This is a genomic window from Hydrogenophaga sp. FW305-3-2-15-A-LB1, assembly GCF_058787875.1.
In genome coordinates, this window is sequence record NZ_JBYTAE010000132.1 from 1 (window position 1) to 8,763 (window position 8,763).

General features: G+C 56.6%; 6 protein-coding genes. All 6 read left to right on the forward strand.

The features are described from left to right. On the forward strand, nt 1-554 hold a 554-nt coding region (locus AC3WPZ_RS26660; protein ID WP_492442371.1), incomplete at its 5' end, for a CzcE family metal-binding protein. Between the two features lie 252 nt (nt 555-806). Further along, on the forward strand, nt 807-2,066 hold the full coding sequence (locus AC3WPZ_RS26665; protein ID WP_492442373.1) for a TolC family protein: 1,260 nt from the start codon (nt 807-809) through the stop codon (nt 2,064-2,066). A 7-nt stretch (nt 2,067-2,073) separates the two neighbouring features. Beyond that, nucleotides 2,074-3,378 carry an efflux RND transporter periplasmic adaptor subunit gene (locus AC3WPZ_RS26670; protein WP_492442375.1) on the forward strand — a complete coding sequence of 435 codons (1,305 nt, stop codon included), beginning with the start codon at nt 2,074-2,076 and terminating at the stop codon, nt 3,376-3,378. A gap of 12 nt (nt 3,379-3,390) precedes the next feature. After that, nucleotides 3,391-6,588, forward strand: a complete 3,198-nt coding sequence (locus AC3WPZ_RS26675; protein WP_492442377.1) for a CusA/CzcA family heavy metal efflux RND transporter — start codon at nt 3,391-3,393, stop codon at nt 6,586-6,588. Between the two features lie 385 nt (nt 6,589-6,973). Next, nucleotides 6,974-7,264, forward strand: coding sequence for a double zinc ribbon domain-containing protein (locus AC3WPZ_RS26680; RefSeq protein WP_492442379.1), 291 nt, complete (start codon nt 6,974-6,976; stop codon nt 7,262-7,264). Nucleotides 7,265-7,561: 297 nt separating this feature from the next. Next, entirely contained in the window at nt 7,562-8,242 is a 681-nt protein-coding gene (locus AC3WPZ_RS26685; RefSeq protein ID WP_492442381.1) for a heavy metal response regulator transcription factor, read from the forward strand. Nucleotides 8,243-8,763: the final 521 nt, after the last annotated feature.

Genomic DNA, 8,763 nt, shown 5'->3' on the forward strand with positions numbered 1-8,763 from the left:
CACCAAAAATGTTGAAGGTGGACACGAGCGTCCTATGCTCCTATCGCAGATTCAAGATGGGATGGCTGGACGCTTACCTTCGGTCGCCGGTGCACCCCAATATGACTGATTTGTCATTTACCGGTTTTCGAACTGTGGAGATGGCAGTTTTACAGTTCCGTCAGTGCCAAAAGAGAACTTTGGCTCCTGTCCCGACCGACTCTAAGGCCCCGATGAAAACACTTCAAGTCGTGCTTACGGCGTTAACCCTTGCATCGTCTGCTCTTCTGACATCTGCTGCTTCGGCAGACACGCTTCGTAGTGGCGAGTCCCCTTATGGACAACTTGCTGTGGAAGCAAAGAACGCACGCGTGGTAGATGTGATGTCCACGAAGTCCGCCAGTGTCACATATGGCGAAACCATTTTGTTTCAGGGTGCGGGCGGGAAGACGTTTGCTTGGACCTTCAGCGGCCTTGATGGTCGGTCTTGGAGCCTGAAGCAGTTTGCTCCTTCGGGTTTCGTTGCCAAGGACTACCGCGTTTACGTGGCTGGAAACCAGCTTTATCGCCGGTAACAGCTCTTCTTGGCCAAGCGACGTGCTCAGACCATTTCAAGGCTGAGCTGTCGAAAAAAACTTGTTCCGAAGAGGCGGTACCTCACCGCTTGAGCAGCTTTAAGCCAGTTGAGCGCTAGGACCGAGATTCCATCTGATGGCCACCACGACTTTGCGTCATCCGCTTGTGCAAATAGCAGAGCACTGCCGTGCTGCCTCGATTCGTTCATTGATATTTAGGTCAACGGGAGAAGCCAAATGACCAGGAAACCCATGTCGCTTGCCCTGGGGCTTGCGATGCTCGTCGGATTTGGAGCGAACGCACAGCAAGTCGCTCCCAGTAGTGCCCCATCAATAGGAGTAGCGTCCTCCAAGCAAGCGTCTCAGCCGCTGACTTTGGGTGCGGCACTGCAGGCCGCCATCGACAACAGCCCTACGTTATCCGCTGCCAGACGCGAGATAGATGCTGCTCAAGGTGCGCTCACGCAGGCGGGGGTCTATCAAAACCCGTCGCTTGACCTGGAGGTGGAGGACCTCCGCTCCGGTATGCGTAGCACAACAGTCACCTTGAGCCAGCCTCTGGAGCTTGGAGGCAAACGCTCAGCGAGAGTTGCTGCGGCGGAGCGCGCACTGGAAGCAATTCGCGTTAAGAGCGAGGCGACTGAAGCTCAATTGAAGGCAGACGTCACAGCCGCATTCCTATCTGCGCTTCTATCGCAAGAGCGTGTGAGGTTGGCGCAAGAGTCTCTGAACATCGCTCGCTCTGGCAGCCAGGCTGCGTCCAAGCGCGTCCAGGCTGGGAAGGTGTCTCCTCTGGAGGAGACGCGCTCGAAGGTCGCAGAGGCCAACGTACGTCTCGAGCTTGTCCAGGCGCAAGGTGAGCTGGCGGCGAAGCTTCAAGAGTTGCGTGCGCTGTTGGCTGGTGGGGTGCCTTTCGACACGTTGGACGGAAACGCTTTGCTTCTTCCGACCCTCCCTCCAATCGACGTTCTGCAGGCTCGCGTGGAGAACTCACCGACGATGCGACAAGCTCGACTTGAGACCAGCCGACTGTCAGCACTTGCGGACCTTGAACAGGCAAAGAGGAAGCCAGATATAGCCGTAAGCCTCGGCATGCAGCGTTCTCAGCAGGACGGTCGCTCGACGGCCATCGTTGGGGTTTCGATTCCACTGCCCGTGTTTGACACCAATCGCGGAAACATCATCCAGTCGCTGCGACTGAGGGACAAGTCGGAAGATGACGCGAGGGCACTTGAGTTGCGGTTGCGAGCGGATCTCGCGATTGCAAGGCAGCGAATGGAAATCGCCTCACAAGAGGTGGCCGCCGTCAGTGCGGAAATCCTTCCCAGTGCACAGCTCGCCTTCGACGCAGCCGCGCAAGGTTTTGAGCTCGGAAAGTTCGAATACCTCGACGTTCTCGATGCGCAACGGACTTTGCTACAGGCTCGGTCCCAGTACCTGCGCTCGCTAGGCGAGTCTCATCGAGCGGCAGCAGATGTCGCTCGGCTCCTTGGAAACAACACCCTCAACTGAATCTGCCATGGCCACCAAATCACCTATAAATGCAAGACCTGAGAAAAAGCAGCTCATCATCATCGCCATCATCTTGGTGCTGGGTGCGGTCGGAGGAGCCCTAATCCTGCGAGGCGGAGAGAGCCACGGCGAAAGCGATGGCCATGGTCATGAAGAAGAAAGCTCACACGTCGAAGGGGGTGCTAGCAAAGCAGGAGCCAAGGAAACTGGCTCCAGCACCGCTGCCGAGCAGAGCAAGTCACCGTCCGGCGCAAGCGAAGAGGGGCACAAAGAGGATGAGGAAAAGGTGGCTCTGACGGACGAGCAGGTAAAGGCAGCCGGTATCGTGATTAAGCAAAGTGGTGCTGCTGTGATTCGTACCACGCTGCAGCTCCCTGGAGAGATTCGATTTAACGAAGACCGAACCGCGCACATCGTTCCGCGAGCAGCGGGTGTCGTTGAGAGTGTGAGCGCAAATCTCGGGCAGAAGGTGTCTCGCGGCCAAGTCTTGGCGGTGATTTCAAGTTCTGCCGTTTCGGAGGTTCGGTCTGAACTCCAAGCGGCAACGAAGCGTCGTGAACTTGCACAGACGACATACGAACGCGAAAACACACTTTGGCAGCAGAAGATTTCGCCGGAACAGGATGTCCTGCAAGCCCGACAAGCCTTGCGTGAGGCAGAGATTGCAGTGGCAAATGCCACTCAGAAGTTGCGAACACTTGGGGCATCAGCAGGCTCCGGTGCTCTAGGTCGAGTTGAGCTGCGGGCACCGTTCGATGCGATGGTCGTGGAAAAGCACATCGCTATCGGCGAGGCCGTACGAGAGGACGCAAACGTGTTCACCTTGTCCGACCTTTCAACAGTGTGGGCTGAGATGAGCGTGGGTGCAAGTGACCTTGCTAAGGTTCGAGTCGGGGAGCGTGTACGAGTAAAAGCTGACGCCGCAGATGTTGTTGCGGATGGAAAGATTGCGTTTGTTGGCTCGCTGATTGGTGCTCAAACTCGAACGGCACCTGCTCGTGTTGAACTGAGCAACCCGCAGGGCGCTTGGCGGCCTGGGCTCTTCGTAACCGTCGAGGTGCTTACGAATGACAATGACAAGGCATCGGCGATAACAGTCGATGCTAACGCGCTTCAAACCGTGGAAGACAAGACTTCAGTCTTTACCAAGGTTGAAGGCGGCTTTGTCGCGAAGGCTGTGCGTGTCGGGCGCACTGATGGTCAGCGGGTTGAGATTCTGGATGGCCTGAAGGCTGGTGAGTCCTATGCCGCAGACGGCAGCTTCGTCGTCAAGTCTGAGCAGGGCAAGAGCTCGGCGACGCACGCGCACTAAAGGCCGCCCACTATGTTTGAACGCATCATCCGCTTCGCCATCGAACAACGATGGCTGGTTATGTTGGCCGTGCTCGGAATGGTTGGGCTCGGCGTTTACAACTTCCAACGGTTGTCCATTGACGCTGTGCCGGACATCACCAATGTCCAAGTGCAAATCAACACGGCTGCACCTGGCTACTCGCCTCTTGAGACAGAGCAGCGCGTCACGTTCCCGATTGAGACCGTCATGGCCGGGCTGCCTGGCCTTCAACAAACGCGGTCCATCTCGCGCTATGGCATATCTCAGGTCACCGTGGTCTTTAAGGACGGCACCGACATCTACTTCGCGCGCCAGTTGGTGAACGAGAGAATGCAGGGTGCGGTCAGCTCTCTGCCAGAGGGCGTCCACCCAGCTGTCGGGCCAATATCCAGCGGCTTGGGTGAAATCTTCCTCTGGACGGTGGAGGCTGAAGAAGGAGCGAAGAATGCGGACGGCAAACCGTATACGCCGACCGACCTTCGTGTGATTCAGGATTGGATCATCAAACCGCAACTCCGCAATGTGCCGGGTGTGACTGAGATTAACTCTATCGGCGGCTTTGAGAGACAGTTCCAGGTCGCTCCGATACCTGAGCGCTTGTTGGCCTACGGGCTGACGTTGCCGGATGTCGTTCAAGCTCTTGAGCGAAACAACGCCAATGTGGGCGCCGGCTATATCGAGAGACGTGGCGAGCAGTATCTGATTCGGGCTCCAGGCCAAGTCGGCAGCCTTGAGGATCTCCGCAATGTCGTTTTGGCGAACAACAGTGGAACTCCGGTTCGAATCCGCGACGTTGCTGAGGTCGAAATTGGCCAGGACTTGAGAACCGGCGCAGCCACGGACAACGGTCGCGAAGTCGTGCTGGGCACGGTGTTCATGCTACTGGGCGAGAACAGCCGAACTGTCGCCCAAGCTGTTGCGAAGAAGATGGAGGAGATCAATCAGAATCTTCCAGAGGGCGTACACGCGATTACTGTTTACGACCGAACAGTTCTAGTGGACAAGGCAATCTCCACGGTCAAGAAGAACTTGTTTGAAGGTGCCGTGCTCGTCATCGCGGTGTTGTTCCTTTTCTTGGGCAACATCCGAGCTGCGTTGCTGACTGCGCTGGTCATTCCGCTCTCGATGCTCTTCACCTTCACCGGGATGGTGAATCAGAAGGTGAGCGCCAACTTGATGAGTCTGGGAGCGCTTGACTTCGGCATCATCGTCGATGGCGCCGTGGTGATTGTGGAAAACTGCATTCGTCGCCTAGCGCATGCGCAAGAGCGCTATGGACGTCCGCTGACAAAGGCGGAGCGATTCCATGAGGTGTTTGCCGCATCTCAGGAGGCTCGCAGGCCACTGCTCTACGGCCAGCTCATCATCATGGTCGTCTATCTACCCATCTTCGCCCTTACAGGCGTGGAAGGGAAGATGTTCCATCCGATGGCTCTGACAGTCGTAATCGCACTGTTGGGTGCCATGATTCTCTCAATCACGTTTATTCCTGCAGCTGTCGCCATGTTTATCGGCAACAACGTCGGCGAGAAGGAAAATCGTCTCATGGGCTGGGCTCGTCGCGCCTACCACCCGTTGCTCAAACGTGCCATGGGCGCGAGGGCCGTTGTTCTGACCGCTGCAGCTGTGGCCGTTGTGCTGTCGGGACTTTTGGCAACTCGCTTGGGCAGTGAGTTCATACCCAGCCTCAACGAGGGTGACTTCGCTATCCAGGCGTTGCGAATTCCGGGTACGAGTTTGTCTCAGTCTGTTCAGATGCAGCAGCAACTTGAGCGCACATTGGTGTCAGAGTTTCCTGAAATTGAGCGTGTGTTCGCCCGTACAGGTACTGCCGAGATTGCGTCAGACCTCATGCCTCCGAACATCTCCGACGCTTATGTGATGCTGAAGCCTCAAGACCAGTGGCCAAGTCCTAAGCGGACACGCCAGGAGCTCGTTGAAGCTGTTCAAGAGCGGGTGAGCAAACTCCCGGGCAACAACTACGAGTTCTCGCAGCCGATTCAACTTCGCTTCAACGAGCTGATTTCGGGTGTGCGTGCGGACGTGGCAGTCAAAGTGTTCGGCGATGACATGGATGTGCTGAACAAAACGGCCCAGGAAATCGCAGAAGTTCTTGGATCTATCAGTGGGGCTAGCGAGGTGAACGTCGAGCAAACCACCGGCCTACCCATGCTCTCCATCAACATCGACAGAAGCAAGGCGGCACGTTATGGCGTCAACGTGGGAGACATTCAAGACACTATCGCCACTGCTATTGGTGGTCGCAATGCTGGAACACTCTTTGAGGGAGACCGGCGATTTGACATCGTTGTAAGACTGCCAGAGAGAATGCGAGGGGACCTGGAATCGATCCGTCGTCTCCCGGTAACGCTCCCGGCGGCCACACAGGCGGACGGAAGCACTCGTGTGAGCTTTATCCCGCTTTCAGAGCTGGCGACACTTGATTTGGCACCGGGGCCTAACCAGGTCAGCCGAGAGGACGGAAAGCGAAGAATCGTCGTGAGCACCAATGTGCGTGGGCGCGACTTGGGCTCGTTCGTGGAGGAGGCTGGAGCCGCCCTGAAGGAGAAGGTGGTCATTCCCACTGGGTACTGGACCACGTGGGGTGGACAGTTCGAGAATCTTCAGTCTGCGACGAAGCGCTTGCAAATCGTGGTCCCAGTAGCACTTCTCCTGGTGTTCGTTCTGCTATTCGCCATGTTCGGCAACGTGCGAGACGGACTCATCGTGTTTACCGGAATTCCCTTTGCGCTTACGGGCGGCATCCTCGCGCTTTGGCTGAGGGATATTCCCCTATCTATCTCAGCCGCAGTCGGGTTTATCGCGTTGTCTGGCGTGGCCGTGCTGAACGGGCTGGTGATGATTTCGTTTATCCGAAACCTTCGGGAGAGTGGCGCGAGACTAGATGACGCGATTTTCGAAGGCGCTTTGACGCGGCTTCGTCCAGTGCTGATGACAGCCTTGGTGGCTTCGCTTGGCTTCGTCCCCATGGCCATCGCAACCGGCACAGGTGCAGAGGTTCAGCGCCCCCTGGCAACAGTGGTGATTGGAGGCATCTTGTCATCAACTGCGCTGACGTTGCTGGTGTTGCCGGTCCTATATCGGCTGGTGTATAGGCGAGAAGAAGACGAAGCTGAAGATGAGTTGGCTTCATCCTCCCTGCATCCTTCTTCGACCCAACCAACATGATGCGTCGCTCGTGGTCCTGAGGCTAGTCCGGACCATGAGCGCAGCAGTAAATTTCAAAAACGAGTGAACGGCGTTCGCCGCTCAACTTCGGCTTGTCCTTCGAGCCTATAAGTAGTGACGATGGAGTCCTGACGGCTGTACAGATTTCTTTGTCGCGGCATGTCAAAGATCCTTTAGTTGAAGGGCAGGTCGAAACATGAAAGAAACGTAATCGAAAAGTCGCGGACGCAGCATGCGCGGTGCGTAGACTTTTGTACGGCGGAGGTACGACTGAAACGCCACCATTGACCGTCGTACCAAGGTGGCCAAGCTTGCTTGGCACCGCTACTGGCTTTGCCGAACGTTCATCTTTGGGGATGTGACGGCTCTTCGAGTGAGAATACAAATGGGATTGTTGAAAACCCTTCTTGGCGGTAGTCACCACAGAGGCAAGAGCGACCACAACTATGGGCACAGGCCGACATCCTGCGAAGGAGATCGCTTGGGGAACTACGAATCTGCAGCGTCCCGTCCCCAAGTGCTTGCATGCCCTAGCTGCAGGGGCTCCAACGGGGCAACGGCGCGCTTCTGCCAGAACTGTGGGACATCGCTCGCTCCGAAGTCGTGCAGGCAGTGTGGCACCACTTTGGAAACAGGCGCCAAGTTCTGCGGCCAGTGCGGTACTTCTTCGCTCTAGTTGTTCTGCAGTCGCGCTCTGTCTTCCAGTTGAGCAGGGTCTCGTCATGCTGGACATTCGAGGAGTTGCGGACGCCTGAGTGCTTCAATTGGTGGAGAGAGTCATCGCGGTCGCGTGAAGTCCTCGAATGGCGATAGGTAGCGGTGCACCCGAGCGGCCGCTGCGGAAGCAGCCTCGAGTTTGGCTCCTGTTTGTCCCTGCGGGGGACCGCCCTCTGTCAGCGGAATTACATGTTCGTCACTTCCGGGTTCTGCGCCCTCGAAATGCCAAACTGTCGCCCTTGGAGACAGTTGCAATATGAAGATACTCATAGTGGAAGATGAAGTCCAATCGGGCGAGTACCTAAAGCAGGGTTTGAGAGAGGCCGGCTACTACACTGAATTGGTGCGTGATGGCATCGATGGTTTGATTGAGGCTACTGAGGGTGACTACGATCTCGTGCTCTTGGATGTGAACTTGCCCGGAATCGATGGCTGGTCGGTCCTTCGCTCTTTGCGGCGAAAGAAGCCTCACCTGCCCGTGCTGTACCTGACTGCCAGGGACAGTATTGAGGACCGCGTAAAGGGCCTTGAATTGGGCGCTGATGACTACCTGGCGAAGCCGTTTTCGTTTTCGGAGCTCTTGGCACGCATCAAGACTGTTCTCCGCAGAGGTACCCAGTCCCAAGAGTCCACCACACTTCAAGTGGCCGACTTGCAGTTGGACCTAGTACGTAGAAAGGCATCGAGGTCTGGTCGTTTGCTGGACCTGACCACTAAGGAGTTCGGGCTTCTCGAGCTGTTTATGAGACGTCGTGGGGAAGTGTTGCCTCGGTCCTTGATTGCTTCGCTCATGTGGGACATCAACTTCGACTGCGAAAGCAACGTGATAGTGGTGGCAGTGGGCCGGTTAAGGTCAAAAATCGACGATGAATTCGACGCGAAGCTGTTGAGAACAGTCCGTGGTATGGGGTACGTGCTTGATGAGCCCGAGCCATGACACCGGAGCCGCCTGACGAGAGACAAAACCGCTATTCTTTGCAGAGATGTGTGGGGCAGGACTGCTGTTTGCCGGCGCGTCGGCAAACGTCGTGGGGACGGCGCTGAATCTCTTGTCGCGGGGGTAGCAGGTGGACTCGGATGCCAAGCCTTAAAGTGCGGGCCTTGCTTTCGCCAGAGCGGCTCGCTTGCCGAGCTTCATCGCAGTTTGAATTCTTGAGAGCGCGGCAGCGCGAGGTTGCGCCTTTGCCGTCTCCCACTTCCATACCGAAAGCGATGAGGCGTTGACGAGGCGCCCCATTTCCACCTGAGTAATTCCCAGACGTTCGCGATACTCTGCAAAAGCCCGATGGTTGAAGGAGCCCAGTCGACCTACAGGTGAACGCGAAGCAGGTTGTGTTGGAGGTTCAGCGACCGGCAACACCACTGCCGCCGTTTTCTTCGCCTGGGCTGCTGCCGGTTTCACAGACACCTTGTTAAGGTGGAAGATGAAACCGGAGGTGGTTCATGGAGAGAAGAAGG